The following is a 19378-nucleotide window of genomic DNA, read 5'->3' as shown; positions in this document are numbered from 1 at the left end:
CAAAAGGCACTAGTTTCAACAATAAGAAGGACATCTGAATGACCCCAATCCCCACAATCCTCGAACAATTGCAGCAGCACTATTCCGATGCGGTCGCGACTTTGCGCGCCGATGTAATCGCGTTTGGCAAGGACGGGACAATCCCGCCTGCGCGCAAACGCAATGATGGCAGTTACGCCTATCCGCAGCTGACCTTGCGATATTCAGGAGTGGGTGATCCCAAGGACCGCAGCCGTGCCTTTGGTCGGTTGGAGATGGCGGGGACGTATACGACCACAATCACCCGGCCCGACCTGTTCGCCGACTATCTGACCGAACAGCTGGAGCTGATCGCCGCTGAGTACGAGATTGACGTCAGCGTCTCTCGCTCGCGCCAGGAAATCCCCTTCCCCTATGTGCTTGATGGCGATGCAGGCGCCGCGATGAGCGGGATTGCCCCGCAAGACATCGCCCAGCACTTCCCCTCCACCGACCTCTCCCTGATCGGCGATGAGCTGGCCGACGGGATCGAGTTTGATGACAATGCGGATATGCCGCTGTCGCTGTTTGATGGGCTGCGGACCGACTACTCGCTCGCGCGTCTCGCGCACTATACTGGCACCAAGGTGGAGGATTTTCAGGAGTTTATCCTCTTCACCAACTATCACCGCTATGTCGACGAATTCGTCAATTGGGGCGCTCAGCAGATTTGTGCCAAAGAAGACGGGAGCGGGTACGTAGGCCTCAAAGGCGCTGCTGGTCTCGACATTGGGGAATGCACCGACAACGCGCAGGCGCAGCTCAATGACACCGCATGGCGCAAGCACCAGATGCCCGCCTATCACCTGATCCGGGAAGACGGGAAAGGCATCACGCTGGTCAATATCGGCGTCGGCCCCTCCAACGCGAAGACGATCTGCGACCACTTGGCGGTGCTGCGCCCCCATGCCTGGATGATGATCGGGCACTGTGGAGGCGTTCGCTCCAGCCAGAAGATCGGCGACTTCGTCCTCGCCCACGCATACTTGCGCGATGACCATGTGCTCGACAATGTCCTGCCGCCAGAGATCCCGATCCCGCCGATTGCGGAGGTCCAGCAGGCCCTTGCCACGGCGGCTGAGGCTGTCTCCGGCGTTCAGGGAGCCAATATCAAGCAGCGCATGCGCACCGGCACCGTCGTCACCACCGATGACCGCAATTGGGAGCTGCACTATGCCAGCTCTGCCAAGCGTTTCTCCCAAAGCCGCGCAATCGCCGTCGAGATGGAGAGCGCCACGATTGCGGCCCAAGGATACCGGTTCCGCGTGCCTTACGGGACCCTACTTTGCGTGTCGGACAAGCCGCTGCATGGTGAGATCAAGCTGCCGGGCCAAGCCAACAAGTTTTATGAGGAGGCGATTGCCGCTCACCTGCAGATCGGGCTTGAGGCGGTTTCGCAATTGCGCGCCGAAGGCGACCGGCTGCACTCTCGTAAACTACGCGCCTTTAACGAGCCGCCCTTCCGCTAAGCCCGCCCCCTCCTCTCCGCGCTTGCCACAGGGTAAATCCTGAGCGCAATCCTACGCAGAGACCAGCCAAAGCTGCGCTAACCAAAATGGGCGATAGAGATGTCCATGGGTTGCGATATGAACTTTTATGGGCCTCGCCCCGCTCTGCCTTTTGGGGCGTTGGCGTGGGTCGGGGCGTGGGTTTCACCATGGGTCTAGACATGGACACTCTGCGGCTTCGCACAATCCAGGCGGTTGTGTTTGCCAGTTGGGCCGTTTCTCTAAGCCTGCTGGTGATGGGCCTGAGCGGTAATGCAACCGCCTATTACGCGGCAGCATGCAGCGCCTTGCTCAGCCTGGTGCCGACATGGTGTGCCTTTTCGCAGCGCACCGATGTCTACGGTCGGTTCGCGATGAGCGTGATGGTCGCGTTTCAGCCCACCTGCCTGTTGTTCGCCTTGCAAGCCAGTGGCGGGGCAATGGATGCCAACCTGTGGTTCCTGATCTCGCTGCCCATTCTGATTGGACTGTGCGACATCCGTGTCATCATCGCCGCTTGTGCGCTGCAATTGGTGCATCATGCCCTGCTTGCGATCTATGCGCCGGGATGGGAGCTGTTTGGCGATCGCAACCCTGATCGGATCGTCCTCCACGCTGGTATCTTCATTTGCGCAACGGTCCTGATCTGCTGGATCAGTGCTAGCCTGCGCGGCGCAGTCGTCGCGGCCTACAAACTGACCCAGCGGACCGAGCATCAGGAACAACAGATCAAGGAGAATGTGGAGCAGCTGCGTGCAGCCACAGCGGAGCTCCAGGACGAGCGCGAGAAAGCCGCGCGCTCCCGGATCGAGATTATGAATGCTCGCAAGGCCGAATACGAAAAAGTCGCCCAGCAGTTTGAGCAATCCGTCAACGCCGTCACCCGATCCGTCGCCGATACTGCGCACTTGCTCCAGCACACAGCGGGTTCACTCAGAGACCTTGCCGAGACAGCCGGGCGCGAAGTGCGCGAAGTGGCTGGCAATGCTGAAACGGCAAGGCGCGCTGCCAACACCGTGGCCGCAGGCGTCGCAGAGCTGTCGCTATCGATTGCCGAAGTCGCCGTGCATGCAGGCCACCAAAGTGAGCTGACAGGCATCGCGACGCAGCGAGCCTCTGGCGGCGGAGATGCAATCGGCGCGCTGGCGCAATATTCGCGCACCATCGGCAAAGCCACCCGCGCTATCGCTCGCATCGCAGAGCGCACCAATCTCTTGTCGTTGAACGCCACCATCGAAGCGGCTTCCGCTGGTGAGGCCGGGCGCGGCTTCAGCACGGTTGCTCAAGAGGTCAAAGTGCTCGCCGATCAAGCGGGCCAAGCCGCCAAGGAGATCGACGATTTCCTCAAAGGCGTGCAATCCGGAACGCAGGAAGCCGAGCGCAGTTTTGAAGCGATCGACAATGCGATTGCCGAGCTGGGCGCCGCTGCGCAGTCGATCCGCTACGACGTGGAAACACAGCGCCAATCAGCCGACACGATCCAGAATTTCGCCCGCAGCGCCGCTGGCCAGGTGGACTCCATGGCGGAGCAAACCTCCGCCTTGTCGGAGCGCGCAATGGCCGCTGCTCAATTGGCGAGCGAGTTGGAAAACGCCGCGCAAGAGCTTGCCCAGAACGTACGCAATCTGGAAAACTCCACCCGCGACTTCACTGCCGATCTCAAAGCGGCCTAGGGTTAGCGGTGCAATGGGTTATCCCCGTCTGAGCTGAGCTGCGCGCTATTGCTCCTGCGCTTGCTGGTAGGCGAGCAAGGCTCTGCTGGTGGCAAAGATGTTCTCCCCAAACAGCAATATCTGCGCCTGCAAATTGGGATAGCTGATCCCGCCGCGTGCATTCACAAAGCTTTGCAGGGCAATGATCCCATTGGGGCTGCGCACCACTTTGGCAGAGGCGTTCTGGTCGTTGAAAGCGTGCAGATACGTGTCGAGCTGGGCAGTATCATTGGCCTCAAAATCATTGAAGACCGCGATCAGGATCAGCGCGGTGCACCCGTCCTGTCCGCATGCTGTGGGCGCCAGAGTGAAGTTGATGTTCCCCTCTGACCGCGCGCGATAGAGCGAAACGCCATCAGCCCCGGGCTCGACCCGCCATGTCGCCCCCATGTCGCGCAGCAGATAGGTGACCGTGGCATCATCGAAATTCGTGACGGTTTGCGGCGGCGATTGCTCCTGCGCATGGGCTGGCACAGTGGCAAAGGTAATCACGCAAGCGAGAAAGGCTGCAAGCTGTTTGAGGGCTTTTGACATGGGCGGCAGGTCTAATCCCATTCCCTCTGTCAGGCAAAGCGAAAGCGGAACACGCCTATCCCGATCGCGCAGTAAGCCGAACGACGATCAGGCCAATCACGACCCCAAGGAAGCTCGCAATCCATGACATATTCTTGATCGGTTGAGCAAAAGCGGCGGTGGCCGCCATCCAGTCGACGCCCTGAAACGTGATCATCTGGACAAGCTGCAAGGATGTCTCGACCATATCGCAGGCGAAAAACAGCACAGCGCTTGCCATCACATACAGGCCGATGATCCGGGCAACGCCGTTGCTTTGCGCGCGCAAGTCCAGCCCCGCGCGCCATGCGCCGATGGAATAGACAATGATGAAAGCGAGATCGGCAAACATGCCAAAGACATGCAGCCCGAAATAGCCTTCTTCGCTCCACGCCGCCTGAATTTCGTCAACGCGCGCCGCCGTCCCTGCACCCTGATGCTCAGGCAGAGCAAAGGCACTGTCACCCAGCACACCCACGGCAAGGGCAATCAGAGCGATGAGCATGAACACGCCGATCAGCCAGAGTTTGATCTCCACTTTCTGGGTCATGCACCCTCCCCCAGAAACGCAACGATGGTCTCGCCCAATTCGGGCTTGGTCACGCTGTTGAGGTGCGATCCGGGCGTCTCGAAATAGCGCGCATTGGGCAGCTTTTCGGCGAGCAGCACCGCGTTGCCGTTATCCTCATCCTCATCCCCGCAGATCACAGCTGTCGGCATGGTGATGTTGGCCAGAGTGGCAAGATCAAACGGCTCCATCGCGTCGAGTAGCAATCGCGCTGCTGCCCGGTCGATCCCTTGCGACTTCAGGAAGGTGCGCGCGACATAGAGTGGGCTGCCGGGCTTGATCGTGTCGAATTCGTCGATCACCCGCTTAAAGTGGTCCGCGCGCCGCGCCCATTCGGCCAACCCTTCCAGACCCATCCCGCACGCCGCCAGCCTTCTGGGCGCGAGGACACCAGTGCCGCACGCATGAAGCGCAGTGCGCGCGCCCAGCGAAAAGCCGACAAGGTCGTATTCCCCCGGCGCAAGCTCCAGATGTTCGGTCAAAGCCAGTGCATCGCGCACCAACACATTGCCAGGATAGGCGGCCGGGTCTTGCGGCGCCGCGCTCTCTCCATGGACACGCCAGTCGAGCATGATCGCCTCGAACCCGGCGTCAGCAAGGCGCTGGTCATGGCCCCATTTGATCCAGTTCATATGGGCAGAGGAGAACAGGCCGTGGAGCAGCACAACCGGCCTCCCTTCTCCTGTCCGATGGACCGCGAGCCGAGTGCCGTCAAAGCTTTCAAAGTGAGAGGTGTTCACCGCCGCGTCAGGCCTCTTTGTTCCATGCGCCACTGCGCCATCTCAACCCGGTCCTGCCCAAAGAAGGGCTCGCCCTCAAACACCAGAGTCGGCACGCCCCAATGGCCTGCATCCTCCAGCGCTTGCTGATTGGCAGCGATCTCCGCATCGAGCCCATCGGCATCGTCCGCCGCTTCCGCTTCAAGCTCCGCAAAGTCGAGCCCCGCGCGCGCAGCCGCTCCGGCGAGGTGATCGCCTTCGTTCCAGCCTTCGGTGCTGCCATCCCAGATCAGCGGGGCGACCTCAGCCGCAAAGGCCAGCCCCTTACCCCGGCGCGTGGCGGCCTGACCCAGACGGCAAATGCGGAAGATATGCGGTTGCTCCTCCGCAATCTCCCGCGTCATCAGGTTTTGCACCACCGGATCGGGGCGCGGCCAGCTGATTGGAATCCCCAGAAACTGCCCCGCCCTCATGCAATCCATCACGATGTAGCGAGGCGCGGCAGGATTACCGGTGAATAAGATGTCGGGATCGCGGATCGCAATCGGCATCACCGTGCGAAGCCTGATGTCGAGCTCAAACTCCTCGACCATCTTCTGATAGCGCCCCACCGCAAGGTAGGAATAGGGCGAGCGAAAGCTGAAAAACAGATCGGCAGAAAGTGTCATACCAATAGCCTAACGCGGCCTATCGGAAAAAGCACTGCGTTCCGGCGTAGAACATCGAAACTTCCCCATCTTCCGGCCCACCTTCAAAAAAGCCGGCGAAGCCGTCGCCAAAGGTAAATTCCTCACCCAGAGTGCTGCCTTCAATCAAATCAAAGCCTTCCGCCGCTTCGACGGCGGCTCGCGGGGTCCCAATGGTGAAGTCGCCGATCTTGCCGATCCGGTCACTGGCGCCAGACAGGTTCCAGCCGACCAGCGTGTTGTTCTCGAAATTAACGGACAGGGCCTCACCATATTGCGCAATCGTCAAACCGCATTCGACTTGCTCAATCACTTCGCTTGGCTCGCCCAGCAGATCGGTGAGAGCGGAGAGCACCTCGTCCTTGCCCGCCGCAAAGGCAAAGTTTCTCTGCCCGACACTCATCCCCTGCTGGTTGAGCAGCACCAGCCCGGTTGCCATGTCAGCCTCAACCGCGGCGTTGGGATTGTTGAGACGTTCTGCCGGAGACGGGACGTTGTTGCTGTCACATGCGGCCAGAGCAGCCACGCTGACCAATGCCGTTGCTACGAGACCTCGCTTCATCATCACCCTTTCCACCATGCAGCCCTGCGGACCAGCGGCACCATCAGCACAGCGCCCAACCCTGCCAGCGCCATGTCCTTTTGCGCGTCAAACATATCGCCTTGCTCCCCATTGTAAGCACCCGCATCTTCGGGTGCGAGGGTCAATGTAAGCGTCCATTCGAAGATTTCGTAGAAGCCTCCGACTGCGAAAACGAATGTGATGGCAAAGACCCATGCAAGGCGCTTTGTCATGTTCCAGTAACGCACACCCCACTCCACCATGGGCGGCATCGCGAGCACGCCGAACAGGAAGTGGACGAGCCGGTCGAAATGGTTGCGCTCCCACTCGAAGAAAGCGCTGATCACTCCGTCGGTCCACACGTCATAGGGGACGAAGCTATAGGACCAACGCGCCGCAAACAGGTGCAAGATCACGAAGGCGGCCATGCACACCGCCGAAACGTTACTCACCGGCCAGCGTCGCAAAGCCCACCACGCGGCGGGAAGCAGCAGCGCCACCGGCCCCACTTGCAGCCAGGTGTTCGTCGGATAGATCGCGCCCCAAGCGCTCAGCGGCACGCCAATCGCGATGAGCGCCAGCATGGCGACTTGCGCTTTGGGCAGCCCCATCACCGCGCGATCAGCCCTTCTTGAGGTGCCGCCGCCCGAGAAGCTCTGCAATCTGCACTGCGTTCAGAGCTGCGCCTTTGCGCAGATTGTCGGCAACGCACCACAGAGCAAGGCCATTCTCGACCGTCGGGTCTTCGCGCACGCGGCTGATATAGGTCGCGCTATCACCCGCAGCCTCGACCGGGGTGACGTATCCTTCATCTTCGCGCTTATCGATCAGCATGATGCCGGGCGCTTCGCGTAGGATTTCCTGCGCCTGTTCCGCCGAGAGTTCTTTCTCAAACTCGATATTCACCGCCTCGGCATGGCCGACAAAGACCGGCACGCGCACGCAGGTGGCATTGAGCTTGATCTTGGGGTCGAGGATCTTCTTGGTCTCGACCATCATCTTCCACTCTTCCTTGGTGGAGCCGTCCTCCAGGAAGACGTCGATGTGGGGGATGACGTTGAAGGCGATTTGCTTGGTGAACTTGGCAGGCTCAACCGGATCGCCGACGAAAATGGCGCGTGACTGTTCGAAGAGCTCATCCATGCCCGCTTTGCCTGCGCCAGAGACGGACTGATATGTTGAGACAACCACCCGCTTGATCGTGGCGGCGTCGTGGAGCGGCTTCAGCGCCACGACCAGCTGCGCGGTTGAGCAATTGGGGTTGGCGATGATGTTGCGCTTGGAATAGTCGTCAATCGCGTCTGGGTTCACCTCCGGCACGATCAGCGGCACGTCGGGGTCCATGCGATAGAGCGAGGAATTGTCGATCACGACGCAGCCAGCGGCCGCTGCCTTAGGCGCAAATTCCTTGGCCGGGCCAGAGCCTGCTGCGAACAGCGCGATGTCCCATCCGGCCCAGTCGAAATGCTCAATATTCTTGCATTTGAGCATCTTGCCCGTGTCGCCATATTCCACTTCGGTGCCATGGCTGCGGCTAGAGGCGACGGCCGCGATTTCGTCGCAGGGAAACTCCCGCTCAGCCAGGATTTGCATCATTTCGCGCCCGACATTGCCGGTCGCTCCAACGATTGCCACACGGTAGCCCAATTCACATTCTCCGGTTTGAAATTGTTGCGTGCCTCGCTGACGGCACTAGCGTGCCAATGCAAGGGGAAAGACGTGCCAAGAAGACAACACGACGCAACTACACAAGAATGGCGGGAAAGCGCCAAGCAATTCGACTTTCGGGGGCACAATATTGCCTATTGGACCGGAGGGGATGAAAGCGCGGCACCGCTGCTGCTCGTCCATGGCTTTCCAACCTGTGCGTGGGATTGGGCGGCTGTGTGGGAGATATTGGGTGCAAAGCACCACCTGATCGCTTGTGACATGCTGGGCTTCGGCCTCTCCGACAAGCCCAAGAATGGTTCAGGGGGCTCCGGCTACTCGATCCACCTACAAGCCGACATTCAGGAGGCGTTGCTCGCCCAACTCGGCATCAGCGAGTTTGACGCGCTGGTGCATGATTATGGCGTGTCGGTCGGACAGGAATTGCTCGCGCGGCAACAGGATGGCACTGGCGCAAATGGGCTCGAACAGATGGTCTTCCTCAACGGAGGCATCTTTCCCGACCAGCACCGTCCCGTCCTGATGCAAAAGGTCGGCGTGTCGCCCTTTGGGTTCCTTTTGGGCCTGCTCAACAGCCGCAACCTGTTTGGGAAGAGCTTCTCCCAAGTCTTTGGCCCCGACACCAAACCCTCAGAGGCAGAGCTCGACCAATTCTGGGAGTTCATAAGCCACAATGGCGGCCACCGGATCATGCACAAGCTGCTCCATTACATCGCGGACCGGCGCACGCATAAGGCGCGGTGGGAGGCGGCTCTGGTGGACGCGCAGGGCAAAATCGGCCTCATCAACGGCGCGCTTGATCCGGTTTCAGGCAAGCACGCCTATGACAAGTGGCGCGACGTGGTGCCGGATGCGCGGCATCACCTGATCCCCAATGTCGGACACTACCCGCAGGTCGAAGCGCCTGACGAGGTCGCTCGGGTCGCCTTAGAGTGGTTGTCCCAATAGTCGTCATCCTGAACTTGTTTCAGGATCCATCTCTGGGTCAAACACTGGAGCTTGAGTGTGACATGGACCCTGAAACAAGTTCAGGGTGACGATTAAGAAGCCAAGTGCCTATTCCGGCGGCGTCACTCCGTGGCTCTCCAGAAAGCGGAACATCGTGTTCCACAGATGAGGGGATATCTGCTCACCCGAGACACGGTGCGTGTAGCCGGGGTAGAGCATCATCTCGAAGGCCACGTTGTTCTCTTGCAACACGCTGATCAGCTCGGAGGAGTTTTCAAACACCACATTGTCATCCGCCATGCCGTGTATCAGCAGCAGCGGATCGCTGATATTGGTCGCATCGGGGATGGCGCTCGCCGCCTCATAGGCTTCGGGCACTTCGCGCGGGTCGCCCATGTAACGCTCAGTATAGTGGGTGTCGTAGAGACCCCAGCGCGTCACGGGAGCACCCGAGATCCCCGCTGCATAAAGCCCCGGATCGGCCTGCAACTGCTTCAGCGTCATATATCCGCCATAGGACCAGCCATAGAGCGCGATCTTGTCCGGATCGACAAAGTCGAGCGTTTGCAGGAACTCTGCGCCCGTCTTCTGGTCGCGCACCTCGACCCCGCCCATCGCGCGGTAGAGTGGCTGCTCGAAATCGACCCCGCGATTGGCAGTGCCGCGATTGTCGAGCGCAAACCAGATATAGCCGCGATCGACCACAGCCTGTGCCAGCGCCCCGCCCCAGCCAAGGTCCACGATCTGCGGACCGGGGCCGGAATAGTGGTAGTAGAAAACCGGATACTTCTTGCCCGGCTCCATATCGGGCCGCAGCATCATGTAATGCAGCTCCGTCCCATCCTCTGCCGGGATTGTGCCGAACTCCGGCATCGTGTGGCCGAGGAGATAGGGCGTGTAGGGGTGATCTTCGCCCAGCCCGTTCTCTTCCACCCAGGCCAGCTCCGAACCATTGCGCAGCGCCAGATAGCTCTGCGGCGGCTGATCGGGGGCTGAGCGAGTGATCAGCAATGTCTGCCCGGTCGGGTCCATAGTCGCCGAGTTGGTGTAGTCGGGATCGGTGAGGATCGTCGGCTCACTCTCGCCTTCGAGATAGGTGACGTAGACCTGCTGCGTCAGAACGCGGTCGGTGCGGGTGTAGAAGAGCTGTTTGTCCTCTTCATTGACGCCCACCAGCTTGCTTGCGGGCGAAGTGCCGGAGGTAAGCTGCGTCCAATTCTCGCCATCAAAGCGGTAGAAGTTGCCATAGCCGCTGCGCTCTGACCACCACAGCAAAGTGCCATCGGAGAGGAAGCGGTAATTGTCGGACAGGTTGATCCAGTAATCGTCGCGCGCCGCAGTTTCCGTGAACCAGATCTCACTCTCACCCGTTCTGGGGTCAACCTTGAGCATGTCGAGCACGGTCTGCTCGCGGTTCTGGCGCTGGACGTAGAGGTAATCATCCGGCCCCCAATCGACGCGGGCGAGGTAGATGTCGGTCTCTACGCCGAGGTCCACCTTCACACGGTTTCCGCCATCGGGGTCCATGACGAACAGCTCGACAATGGCGTTGTCTGAGCCTGCCACCGGATAGCGCTGGTCGAAAACCTGAGTGCCGGTCGCGCCAATGGCCGCGCGGGTGACGATGCCGACCGGGCTTTCATCGGTGCGCTGCACGGCGAGGCGCGTGTCATTGCCGTTCCACCAGTAACCAGTCAGGCGGCCCATTTCCTCTTGCGCGACAAACTCAGCCTCGCCCCAGCGGATCGTGTCGTCTTCGCGCGGCGTGATCGGAGCCGCCTCTCCCCCGACTTCACCGACCCACAACTGACGCTCGCGCACAAAGCTGACATAGCCAGCGCGCGGGGACAGCGAGGGGTTGAGCTCGCTTTCCTCAGTATCGGTCAGGCGCGTGATCTCACCGCCCAAACGCGCGAAATAGAGATCGCCATCAATCGGAACGAGCACGCCCGAACCATCGCTCGCCCATTGGTAGGAGATGATGCCGGAAAGGTTGCCAACCCGCGCGCGCTCACGCTGCATCTTCTCGTCTTCGGAGAGTTCTCGGCCTGTGCCGATGGCCTCGCTGTCGACCAGCATCGTCCACTCACGCGTCGCAAATTCGTATCCCCACAGATCGTAGCGCGCCGCGTTATCCTCACGATTGCGCAGCAGCGTCAGGTATTTGCCATCCGGCGAGAATTTCGCCTGCCGCGGCGCAGGACCGTTCAGCGAAGGCGAGGCAAAAACACGTTCGAAAGTCAGTTCGGGAGAAGCGTCGCTCATATGATCGTCCGCGATTGCAAGAGTGGGGAGGCAAATGGCAGCAGCAGCGGCGAGGATGGGTAAGCGCATTTCAAGGATAGCCCTCTCATATTCGACACAAAGGTGTTTGAAACGGCTCCTCGCAATGACGGGAATAAAACGCAAGTGGACAACCTCAATGCCCCAAACGAAAAAGGCCCAAAAGAAAAGGGCGGCCCCGCAGGACCGCCCTTCTTTGAATTTCGCATGCAAGCGAGATTTACGCCTTGGGCGCATTCTCACGGCGCTCGGCGATACGAGCACGCTTACCGGTGCGGCCACGCAGATAGTACAGCTTCGCACGGCGCACCACGCCGCGGCGAACCACGGTGATGCTGTCCACGATCGGTGCGTAGAGCGGGAACACACGTTCCACGCCTTCGCCAAAGCTGATCTTGCGCACAGTGAAGTTGGAGCCCATGCCACGGTTCGAACGCGCGATTACGACGCCTTCGAAGTTCTGCACACGCTCGCGGTTGCCTTCCTTCACCTTCACACCCACGCGCACGGTGTCGCCCGCGCGGAATTCGGGAATCTCTTTGGTAACCTTGCCGATTTCTTCGGCTTCGATTTGCTGGATCAGGTTCACTGGTCCGTTTCCTTATCTTTTCGCCGCGCGCCAGAGGCAGACTGGACCGGATCGCCACTATAGCGGTCCCATAAGTCCGGCCTGCGTAACCGAGTGATCTCTTGCGACTTGGCTTTGCGCCATGCCGCAATCTTCGCATGATCCCCCGATCGCAGCACTTCGGGGATCGTGCGCCCTTCCCATTCTTGAGGTCGGGTATATTGCGGGTACTCAAGAAGGCCGTCCTCGAACGACTCTTCCGCCCCGCTTTGAGCCGCGCCCATTACGCCGGGAAGCAGCCGAATGCAAGCATCAAGTATCGCAATCGCCGCGGTTTCTCCGCCGGAAAGCACGATGTCGGCGAGCGAGACTTGCTCGATCTGAGGACGCGCATCGAACAGCCGCTCGTCAAAGCCTTCGAAACGGCCGCAAATGAGGGTGACGCCGGGGCCTTGGGCGATCTCGCGGATGCGCTGTTGGGTGATAGGTGTCCCGCGCGGCGTCATAGCGAGGATGGGAACCTGTGCCTCCCCTCCCTTGAGGGAGGGGATTGAGGGGTGGGTGTGCGAGGTCTCTGCCCGTGGAGCCCCCACCCCCGGCCCCTCCCCGCTGGGGAGGGGAGGTGAAATTGAGTCCAAAGCCGCCGCCATCACATCCGCCTTAAGCACCATCCCCGCCCCGCCCCCTGCGGGCGTGTCATCAACCGTGCGGTGCTTGTCCGAGGCAAAATCGCGCGGATTGACGGTCAAGCACGACCAATCTCCTCGGCTTAGCGCCTTGCCAGCAAGGGAAGTGCCTAGCGGCCCGGGAAACATCTCCGGATAGAGAGTGAGGATGGTGGCGGCAAAGGTCATGAGCTCAGTTTAACCTACCCGCTCGTCCTGAGCCTGTCGAAGGACCGCTCTTCTTTTCCGCGCCGTCGAGATAAGTGAAGTGCAATCCTTCGACAAGCTCAGGATGAACGGGTGTTGAGTGGGGGCGAAGGTCATCAATCATCCGCAACAGTATGCACGCTGCGGAAAAGCCATTCCTCAGTCCATTCTGGATCGAGCGGCCTACGCGACCAAACGATTTGGACTTCACAACCCTCGGCGAATGACCAACGGTGGCCCGTAACTCTGACTGTGAATGTAGGTTGTTGCGAAAGGGCAAGGCATTCACGCTCTTTAGCGGCCGTATAGGTATTCCAACCATACATGCCCACGAGCGCCACAAGGCAAATTGCAATTACGATGATCCATGGATTTGATCCTCTGCTAGGCTGTTGTAGTTCTTCACTCACCCCAATTCACCCCATCCTTCGCCCGCGTGTCGACGTTGAGCTCAAACACATCGGGCCGTGAGTAGTGCCCATCCGTATCGAGGCTCGCCAGTCCCTGTCCGATCTCTGAGAGGTCCAGCTCGGCGTGGAGGATCTCCTCGCCCTCGCCCGCCTTTGCCAGCACCCGTGCATCGGGAGCGATGATCATGGAGCCGCCCCGGTTGAGTTGGTCGCCCTCAATGGCGTTGAACAGCGCCAGCGCCTCTGCATCGCCACCGACACGCTCGAGCCCGTCGAACAGGTCGTCGCGCCATTGGACTAGCCCCGCCGCGAGGACAAAGCAGCGGCCTTCCATCGCATAATGCCGTGACGCGAGCGCATATTCCTCGCGCACGGTGGGCCATGCCGCAACATGCACGCTCTCACCCAGATTATGCATCGCGGCGCGGGCGAGCGGCATCCAGTGCTCCCAGCAGATGAGGTTGCCCGCACGGCCCCACTCCGCCTCATGCACGCCGAGCGTCGAGCCATCGCCGCGCATCCAGATCAGGCGCTCGCCATGCGTCGGTACCAGTTTGCGGTGGTCGAGCGGCTCTTGACCCGGACGGATCAGCAGCTGGTTGTTGTAGAGGCTCTGACGCAGACGCTCATGCGCGCCGATGGAGATGCAAGCGCCGCTCTCATCCGCCAGTTCCTGCAAGGGCAGCAGGCGTTCGTCCCCCGGCACAATCGCTTGTTCGAGCATGATCCGGTGGCACGCCTTGGTCCCCGGATGATCCCACAGCGCCGCGCCCGGAGCCTCATCCAGCCACAGCGGATAACCGCCCAGAAAGGTCTCCCCAAACGCGACGAATTGCGCCCCGCCCTCAACAGCTTCGCGGGCAAGGCGGGTCGCTTTCTCAATCCCACCGGCAAAGTCGAGCGGGATCGGAGCGGCTTGGCAGATGGCGACGTTCAGAGTGGTCATGAGCGCCGCTTACAGGCGCGCGCTACCCCCCGCAACCGCCGCAGCCTCCACCGCCGCCGCCGCCACCATCGCTGTTGGAGCCTCCGCAGCCTCCGGAATTGCTTCCCCCTGCCCCGATGGCCGACTGCTTCGTGGCATGAACCGCTTCCCACGGCGTCCCCAGCAGCACTGCGGTCCCGAATACGGCCACGGCAAAAGGAGCCTCGTGGGCTGCCGGGGCGCGTTCAATGCGCGAAGACATGATCTCGGTTTCGCGACGCAGATCATTGCCCGCACGTGTTCGCGGATCGTATTTATCAAAGCGCCATACGCCCAAGCCAAGCGTCACGAGCATGAGCACGATGAGCAGCCCAATCGGCTCTCCCACAAGGGCCCCGGCAACTGCGCGATAGAGGCCAAGCGCCAGTAGAAACACGTATGGCGCGATAGAAAGCAGCCGCAATTTGCGGTTCTCACTCGCATCCATCAGCAGGCCGCGCTGGATAAGGCTTGCCTCGATCTGGTCGGCGTAAAGCGCGGTGGTCATCCGCAATTCGCGCAGGTCGAATGCGCCCACTTTGCGCAGGACTGCCTTGCCCGCCTTGCTTGCCTCGACATCCAATTTGGTAACTTGCAACTTGCCGCCTGTTGCCTTGCTCAAGGCACCCTTCGCGATCAGGTCGGTGGAAACGGTCTCGGCGTGTCGGAGAGCCCCTCCGGACAGAACCGCCATTTCCTCTGCGTCGAGCGTAGTGCTTTGCGTGCCAGAAGCCCGCAAGTTCGCCGGGATCCAAAGCCCTGCCGCCACAGCCGCGGCCAGCAAGAGGACGTAGAACACCAGAAAATCCGCGCCCGTATAGGACGAAAAGAGCTCCATCAGAAAATCACTCCAATCAAAACCGCGATCACCACGCCCAGCGCGATCCAACCAACTGCGCCGAGCACGGCGAAACGCCGTTCGAGCACCATAACGTCCTCTGGATTAACGCGAAAGGCGCGTGGGTCTTTGCCAAACCGGCGCTGGGCGGCGGGCCAGATATCGGGCGGGGGCGCCTCCCCAAAGGCGTCTTCGTAGAGGCCGAGGGTCGAGGCATATTGGTCGTAGAAGCGAGATTGCTCCGCTGCGCCCCCGGCGGTCGGCCCGTGATGCAGCTCCGCGCCAAGGATGTCGGGGCAGAACTCGCCCCAATAATCGCGGCTATAGGTGAGGTGCAGATGCCAGACCTGATCGACCGCGTCAGAGGGTGTCACTTCCGCGCCAGCGCTCACCGCGAGATAGCAGAAGCGTTTGTATTCAAGGATCACGGCCTGCGTGAAATCAGGCTCCCAGCGGTTTTCCCGCGCGAGCCGACCCGCAAAGGACAAGGTCGCGGTCTCCGGCCCGATTGTATAGTTGTCGAGCCGCTTCCACAGGTCGGATTGAAGCGCCTTTGGGGTCTGCGGGGCCGGTGTGTTTGGCGGAGCGGGGTCCATGCCCCTATTGGTCGGCGAAATCCTTCGCAATGACAAGCCGCGTGTCATCCCACTCGATCACGGCGTCCTTAGTCATCGGGACCATGATGCTTTTAAGGCCCTTCTTGGGCGGAGGATCGCGCAGGATTTCAATAATGTCGGTTGCACCGAAATTCTGGACCGCTGTGATGGAGCCGATCGTGTCCCCAGCGTCGGTTTCAACCGCCAGGCCGATCAGGTCAGCGTGGTAGTACTCGTCCTCGGCAAGTTCGGGCAGAGCATCGCGCGCAACGGTCAGGACTGTGCCGCGCAGCTTCTCCGCCGCGCCGCGCCCCGAAACCTCGACAAAGCGCGCAATCGCGCCGCCTTTATTGTCGGAGCGGACGGTTTTCAGAGTGAGTGCGCCGTCATTGAACGATTGATGCTGGCGCAGCGCGTCAACGCCATCGCCCAGCAATTTCAGGCGAACATCGCCCGAAACGCCATGCGCCCCGGTAATGGCGGCGAGTTCTATGCGATCGACGCTCATAGGTAAGAACCCGCTCGCCCTGAGCCTGTCGAAGGGCCGTACTTCTTCTCGAAAATGAAGGACGGTGCTTCGACAAGCTCAGCACGAACGGGTCTTTTCATGCCAGGCTTAGCCTTCAGCCTTGTCTTCGCCAGCGTCTTCAGCCGGTGCGTCTTCAGCAGGCGCTTCTTCGGCCGGTGCGTCTTCGGCAGGAGCCTCTTCAGCAGGAGCTTCCTCAGCAGCCGCTTCTTCAGCCGGAGCCTCTTCTGCAGGTGCTTCTTCAGCCGGAGCTTCGGCTGCTGCCTTGGCTTCTTCCTCAGCCGCCTTCTTCGCTTCTTCCGCTTCCTTCAGCTTCTCAGCCTTTTCCTCGGCGCGCTCGACGGCCTTCTCGCCCGGCTTACCCTTGTTCGGGTTGTTGCGAGCCGGACGCTCTTGGATGCCAGCAGCATCGAGGAAGCGCAGAACGCGGTCCGACGGGGTCGCACCAACGGCGAGCCAGTGGCGCGCACGGTCTTCGTTGAGCTTAACGCGCTCAGGATTGTCCTTGGCGAGCAGCGGATTGTAGGTGCCGATCTGCTCCAGATACTTACCGTCACGCGGAGCGCGCGAGTCTGCGACCACGATGCGGTAGTAAGGACGCTTCTTGGCGCCACCGCGCGAAAGCCGGATTGCAACTGCCATTGTGTATTACCTTTCGAGTTTAAATTCTTGAATTTGCGTAGATATGTGAAACTATTTCTTCTTGGGCCCGCCAAGTCCGGGAAGACCGGGAGGTAGACCTGGTGGCATGCCACCGGGAGCGCCGCCGCCCATTCCGGGAAGCCCAGCCATCGGGCCGCCGCCTCCGCCGCCACCGAACATGCCGGCGAGCGCTTTCAAGCCGCCCATCTTCTTGAGCTGCTTCATCGCGCGGCTCATTTCCTTGTGCATCTTCAAAAGCTTGTTGACCGACTGGACATCGGTGCCGCTGCCTGCTGCCACACGCTTCTTGCGCTTGGCATTCATCAGTGCGGGATTGGCGCGTTCCTTGGCCGTCATAGACGTGATGATCGCGTCCATGTGGACCAGCACTTTGTCGTCCATGTCAGCCGCAGCCATCGCCTGCTTGGCCTTCTTCATGCCCGGCATCATGCCCGCGAGCATGCCAAGGCCGCCCATATTCTGCATCTGCTGCAATTGCATGCGCAGGTCGTTGAGGTCGAATTTGCCCTTCTCGAAGTTCTCAGCGAGCTGCTGGGCCTCTTCCTCCTTGATCGTCGCAGCGGCTTTCTCAACCAGGCTGACAACGTCGCCCATGCCAAGGATACGGTCAGCGACGGAGGACGGGCGGAAGGGCTCAATCGCGTCGAGCTTTTCGCCCGTCCCTGCAAACTTGATTGGTTTGCCGGTGACAGCGCGCATCGAAAGCGCCGCGCCGCCGCGTGCATCGCCGTCCATACGGGTAAGCACGACGCCGGTGAGCGGGACTTCGCCAGAGAAGCTCTGCGCGACGTTCACCGCGTCCTGACCGGTGAGCGCATCGACCACCAGAAGCACTTCGGTCGGAGCAGAGACGGACGATACCGCCTTCATCTCCGCCATCAACGCTTCGTCAACGTGCAAGCGGCCTGCGGTGTCGAGCAGGAGGACGTCGAAGTTTTGGAGGCGTGCGGATTCCATCGCCCGGCGGGCAATATCGACCGGCTGCTGGCCAGCGACGATTGGCAGGGTCGCGATATCGACTTGTTCGCCGAGCACCGCGAGCTGCTCCTGCGCCGCCGGACGGTTGACGTCGAGCGATGCCATCATCGCTTTCTTGCCGTGCCGTTCGCGGATCAGCTTGCCGAGCTTGGCCGTGCTGGTCGTTTTACCAGAGCCTTGCAGACCGACCATCATGATGACGACCGGAGGCTTGGCTTCGAGGTTCAGCCCTTCGGATACGCCGCTTTCATCGGTCTCGTCGCCCGACAGCATCGCGATGAGTTCGTCATGGACGATCTTGACCACTTGCTGGCCGGGAGTGACCGAGCGCAGGACTTCCTGACCGATGGCTTTCTCAGTGACCGCATCGATGAAACGGCGCGCAACCGGCAGGGCAACGTCGGCTTCAAGCAGAGCCACCCGCACTTCACGCATCGCGTCGCGCACGTCCTGCTCTTTAAGCGCGCCGCGGCCTTTGAGCTTGTCGAACACCCCACCGAGGCGATCGGACAGATTGTCAAACATAGACTTCTACTCCTCGCCCGGGTGGTCGACCCGAGAACGTATCAAATGCTCGGGATTGTCCCGAACGCGAAAAACGCCGGCGGACGAAACCTCGTCGGCCAGCGTGCGGTAATCCTCTACAGATAACCGGCTTTTATACTTCAAACGCCATCGGCTTGTATTTTTCGTCTGGGTGTCGGCGAAAATCGTTCGGTTTTGTGACCCGGCGCGCAGCGACCTTAAGGGTCGTGAGCACAGGAAGCGCAAAGCCGGGCGATTTGCAGCCCACCCAGGCGGAAAAGACAAGTCGATGGTGGAGCCTAGCGGGATCGAACCGCTGACCTCAACACTGCCAGTGTTGCGCTCTCCCAGCTGAGCTAAGGCCCCATCTCATCGTCTTGTGACCCTATCAGAAATAAGGCCAATCCCCCGCTTTCGCAAGGGAGCCGCGCTTTATGAGTGCTCAGCCAAATTGGCAAGAGTTTTCTTAGCGCGTTTTTTGTTTTGCGCACCGCATCCGCGGTGCGATGTCCTCGCTCATGCGACCTGAAGGTCGCGTCGCTGCGGGCGGGCGGTCGCCCTTGCGGCGGCTGCGCCGCCGTGCTCCGCGACTACGCAGCGAGGTGGCGCAAGGAAACTGGGTTCGACCCTGTTGGGTTGCGCTGATCGCGAGCCGGCCAGGCGAGCCAGAGGGCGACTGCCCGCCCGCAGCGGGCGCGGCTTGCCGCGCGTCTAGCGAGGACGCAGGCCCGGATGGGCCTGCGCAACAATCAATTATCGTCGTCGTCGTCGTCGTCGCCTTTGCCCTTGGACACGCCAAGGTCATCGTCGCCGCCAAGATCCACATCGTTGTCCGGCGAATCCTCTTCGTCGTCGATGTTTTCGATGTCCTTCAGTTCATCGTCTTGATCGTCACCGGAGAGGTCGCTGTCAGCTGCGCCGTCCTTCTTGGCGTTGGGATCGTCGATCGGGATCGGCTGCTTCGACTTGAGCACAGGCTCTGGATACCACTGGTGGCCGTTCGGGCTGGTCACCGGGTTATCATTGCCGAGGTCGTAAAAGCGCTCGCCCGTCTGCGGGCAGGTGCGCTTTGTTCCCCATTCTGGTTTTGGCATTTGGCGTAAATCCTTACGGTTTGCCCGGTTGAAACGGGCTCTTGAAAGACGAATTTATGGTTGCGGGCTCGACCACATTCAAGCGCGGGAATCAAGAGCGCTCGTGGTAAGCCGTAATCAATCGGCGGCGCGCGCTTGCCA

20 protein-coding genes and 1 tRNA gene are annotated in these 19378 nt (G+C 60.7%); 3 read left to right on the top strand and 18 right to left on the bottom strand.

Annotated elements, in window-relative coordinates:
- The first annotated feature begins 38 nt into the window (after window positions 1-38).
- Window positions 39-1487, top strand: a complete 1449-nt coding sequence (locus AC0V6X_RS04615; RefSeq protein ID WP_486183413.1) for an AMP nucleosidase — start codon at window positions 39-41, stop codon at window positions 1485-1487.
- Window positions 1488-1687: 200 nt separating this feature from the next.
- On the top strand, window positions 1688-3178 hold the full coding sequence (locus AC0V6X_RS04610; protein WP_486183412.1) for a methyl-accepting chemotaxis protein: 1491 nt from the start codon (window positions 1688-1690) through the stop codon (window positions 3176-3178).
- A 45-nt stretch (window positions 3179-3223) separates the two neighbouring features.
- On the opposite strand, the gene AC0V6X_RS04605 is transcribed toward AC0V6X_RS04610, so the two are convergent.
- Genes AC0V6X_RS04605 through AC0V6X_RS04575 form a run of 7 tightly spaced genes read right to left on the bottom strand, consistent with a single transcriptional unit; the run spans window position 3224 to window position 7951 of the window.
- Window positions 3224-3751 carry a hypothetical protein gene (locus tag AC0V6X_RS04605; RefSeq protein ID WP_486183411.1) on the bottom strand — a complete coding sequence of 176 codons (528 nt, stop codon included), beginning with the start codon at window positions 3749-3751 and terminating at the stop codon, window positions 3224-3226.
- A gap of 55 nt (window positions 3752-3806) precedes the next feature.
- Window positions 3807-4319: a hypothetical protein gene (locus tag AC0V6X_RS04600; RefSeq protein WP_486183410.1), complete on the bottom strand. Its 513-nt coding sequence runs from the start codon at window positions 4317-4319 to the stop codon at window positions 3807-3809.
- On the bottom strand, window positions 4316-5077 hold the full coding sequence (locus tag AC0V6X_RS04595; protein ID WP_486183409.1) for an alpha/beta fold hydrolase: 762 nt from the start codon (window positions 5075-5077) through the stop codon (window positions 4316-4318). Before AC0V6X_RS04595 ends, AC0V6X_RS04600 begins: the two co-directional genes overlap by 4 nt.
- Window positions 5074-5724: a DsbA family protein gene (locus tag AC0V6X_RS04590; protein WP_486183408.1), complete on the bottom strand. Its 651-nt coding sequence runs from the start codon at window positions 5722-5724 to the stop codon at window positions 5074-5076. The genes AC0V6X_RS04595 and AC0V6X_RS04590 overlap by 4 nt, the downstream gene beginning before the upstream one ends.
- 19 nt (window positions 5725-5743) lie before the next feature.
- Entirely contained in the window at window positions 5744-6304 is a 561-nt protein-coding gene (locus AC0V6X_RS04585; RefSeq protein ID WP_486183407.1) for an aspartate-semialdehyde dehydrogenase, read from the bottom strand.
- Window positions 6305-6306: 2 nt separating this feature from the next.
- On the bottom strand, window positions 6307-6915 hold the full coding sequence (locus AC0V6X_RS04580) for a DUF2238 domain-containing protein (RefSeq protein WP_486183406.1): 609 nt from the start codon (window positions 6913-6915) through the stop codon (window positions 6307-6309).
- A 10-nt stretch (window positions 6916-6925) separates the two neighbouring features.
- Window positions 6926-7951, bottom strand: coding sequence for an aspartate-semialdehyde dehydrogenase (locus tag AC0V6X_RS04575; protein WP_486183405.1), 1026 nt, complete (start codon window positions 7949-7951; stop codon window positions 6926-6928).
- A 72-nt stretch (window positions 7952-8023) separates the two neighbouring features.
- Between AC0V6X_RS04575 and AC0V6X_RS04570 the strand changes: the two genes are divergently transcribed.
- The gene (locus AC0V6X_RS04570) at window positions 8024-8920 is read left to right on the top strand and encodes an alpha/beta fold hydrolase (RefSeq protein ID WP_486183404.1); all 897 of its coding nucleotides are present in this window, start codon (window positions 8024-8026) and stop codon (window positions 8918-8920) included.
- A gap of 108 nt (window positions 8921-9028) precedes the next feature.
- On the opposite strand, the gene AC0V6X_RS04565 is transcribed toward AC0V6X_RS04570, so the two are convergent.
- From AC0V6X_RS04565 to AC0V6X_RS04515, 11 genes are all read right to left on the bottom strand, one after another.
- Window positions 9029-11254 (bottom strand): S9 family peptidase, encoded by a 2226-nt coding sequence (locus AC0V6X_RS04565; RefSeq protein ID WP_486183403.1) that lies wholly within the window; start codon window positions 11252-11254, stop codon window positions 9029-9031.
- A 169-nt stretch (window positions 11255-11423) separates the two neighbouring features.
- A complete protein-coding gene (gene rplS, locus AC0V6X_RS04560; RefSeq protein ID WP_486183402.1) occupies window positions 11424-11792 on the bottom strand; it encodes a 50S ribosomal protein L19 in 369 nt (122 codons plus the stop codon).
- Window positions 11789-12625, bottom strand: a complete 837-nt coding sequence (gene trmD / locus AC0V6X_RS04555; protein ID WP_486183401.1) for a tRNA (guanosine(37)-N1)-methyltransferase TrmD — start codon at window positions 12623-12625, stop codon at window positions 11789-11791. The genes rplS and trmD overlap by 4 nt, the downstream gene beginning before the upstream one ends.
- Before the next feature lie 420 nt (window positions 12626-13045).
- A complete protein-coding gene (locus AC0V6X_RS04550; RefSeq protein WP_486183400.1) occupies window positions 13046-13999 on the bottom strand; it encodes a carbon-nitrogen hydrolase family protein in 954 nt (317 codons plus the stop codon).
- Window positions 14000-14021: 22 nt separating this feature from the next.
- Window positions 14022-14855 carry a TIGR04222 domain-containing membrane protein gene (locus AC0V6X_RS04545; RefSeq protein ID WP_486183399.1) on the bottom strand — a complete coding sequence of 278 codons (834 nt, stop codon included), beginning with the start codon at window positions 14853-14855 and terminating at the stop codon, window positions 14022-14024.
- A complete protein-coding gene (locus AC0V6X_RS04540; protein ID WP_486183398.1) occupies window positions 14855-15451 on the bottom strand; it encodes a glycine-rich domain-containing protein in 597 nt (198 codons plus the stop codon). Before AC0V6X_RS04540 ends, AC0V6X_RS04545 begins: the two co-directional genes overlap by 1 nt.
- Before the next feature lie 4 nt (window positions 15452-15455).
- Window positions 15456-15959, bottom strand: a complete 504-nt coding sequence (gene rimM, locus AC0V6X_RS04535; RefSeq protein WP_486183397.1) for a ribosome maturation factor RimM — start codon at window positions 15957-15959, stop codon at window positions 15456-15458.
- A 108-nt stretch (window positions 15960-16067) separates the two neighbouring features.
- Complete coding sequence (gene rpsP / locus AC0V6X_RS04530) at window positions 16068-16619, bottom strand: 30S ribosomal protein S16 (RefSeq protein ID WP_486183396.1); 552 nt, start codon at window positions 16617-16619, stop codon at window positions 16068-16070.
- A 51-nt stretch (window positions 16620-16670) separates the two neighbouring features.
- Window positions 16671-18143, bottom strand: a complete 1473-nt coding sequence (gene ffh / locus AC0V6X_RS04525; RefSeq protein ID WP_486183395.1) for a signal recognition particle protein — start codon at window positions 18141-18143, stop codon at window positions 16671-16673.
- Window positions 18144-18433: 290 nt separating this feature from the next.
- Window positions 18434-18509, bottom strand: a tRNA-Ala gene (locus tag AC0V6X_RS04520).
- Window positions 18510-18892: 383 nt separating this feature from the next.
- Window positions 18893-19237, bottom strand: coding sequence for a TIGR02300 family protein (locus AC0V6X_RS04515; RefSeq protein ID WP_486183394.1), 345 nt, complete (start codon window positions 19235-19237; stop codon window positions 18893-18895).
- Between the last annotated feature and the right edge of the window lie 141 nt (window positions 19238-19378).

It is taken from the genome of Erythrobacter sp. S267 (assembly GCF_057365045.1).
This window is presented reverse-complemented; position numbering and strand designations above follow the sequence as displayed.